Source organism: Pseudomonas sp. CGJS7 (assembly GCF_036961695.1).
Genome location: NZ_JBAMDI010000302.1, coordinates 1 through 1,351 on the forward strand (window position 1 = coordinate 1; position 1,351 = coordinate 1,351).

Genomic DNA, 1,351 nt, shown 5'->3' on the forward strand with positions numbered 1-1,351 from the left:
AGCCGCCTGGGCTTCGATCAGGCGATGCAGCGGCTGGCTCGGCGCGAACGTGGCCGGGGCGGTATTCCAGGCCTGTACCGCAGCCTGGCGTTGCTCATCATCGAGCAATTGCAAGGTCTCGACAGGCGCCTCAGCGCCCTGTTCGAGCATCTGCAGCAGCAAGTGACGCAGTTGCTGGCCGATCTGCTCGATGATCGCCGCGCTGAACGCCTGCCGGTCATAGCTGCAGCGCAGTGACAGGCTGTCCTCCAGGCCGACCGCCAGGGTCAGCGGATAGTTGCTCTGCTCCTGTGTGCGCACCGGGCCAAAGTGCAGCCCCGAGGGCGAACCACGCTCCAGGGCCTCGGCCACCGGGTAGTTTTCGAACACCAGCAGACTGTCGAACAGCGCGTCACCGCCCTGCCCGGCCCAGCGTTGGATGTCGAACAGTGGCGTGTGCTCCTGTTCGCGGATGCGCAGGTTGAGCGCCTGCAGATCGTCCAGCCAGTCGCCAAGCGCCTGCCCGGCGGTGCACGGCACGATCACCGGCAAGGTGTTGATGAACAGGCCGATCTGCTGCTCGATACCGGCCAGCTCGGCCGGTCGCCCGGCCACGGTGGCGCCGAACGACACGCAGTCCTGGCCGACACGACGCTGCAGCAACAAGGCCCAGGCACCCTGCACCAAGGTGTTGACGGTGACCTTGCGCTCACGGGCGAAGCGGCCCAGGCGCGCGGTGGTCTGCGCATCGATCGACAGGCTGTGCTCGTCGTAGCCATCGACACCGACATGTTGACAGGTGCTGGCCAGGCGAGTGGGCTCTTCCAGTGCGGCCAGTTGCTCGCGCCAGAAAGCTTCGCTCTGCACTCGGTCCTGACGCTGCAGCCAGCCAATGTAGTCGCCGAAGCGGCCCGCCGCCTGCGTGGGCCGCTCGCCACAGTAGCGTTGCAGCACTTCACCCAGCAGTTGCGCATTGCTCCAGCCGTCCATGAGGATGTGATGGCTGGTGTAGATCAGTGCATGGCGGTCATCTTCCAGGCGTACCAGCACCAGGCGCAGCAATGGCGCCTGCAGCACATCGAAGCCGCGCCCACGTTCTTCGGCGGCCAGTGTCGGGAGCGCCAGCGCAAGGTCATCACGACCGCGCCAGTCCAGCTCGCTGAACGGCACACGGGCCTCGCGCAGCACTACCTGAACCGGTTGGGCCTGGTCGGCGGACCAGACGAAGGCACAACGCAGACTGTCATGGGCCTGGAGCACAGCGTTCCAAGCCGCCTCGAAGCGTGCCACATCCAGACCTGCGACCTCGACCTGCATCTGGTTGATGTAGTCGCCGTCGCTCTCGCCGAACGTGGAATGGAACAGCATGGAA

The 1,351-nt window shown here is 65.8% G+C and carries 1 protein-coding gene; it reads right to left on the reverse strand.

Features of this window, described 5'->3' with window-relative positions; all coding sequences use genetic code 11:
* On the reverse strand, positions 1–1,351 hold a 1,351-nt coding region (locus tag V7787_RS52795), incomplete at both ends, for a condensation domain-containing protein (RefSeq protein ID WP_336095451.1).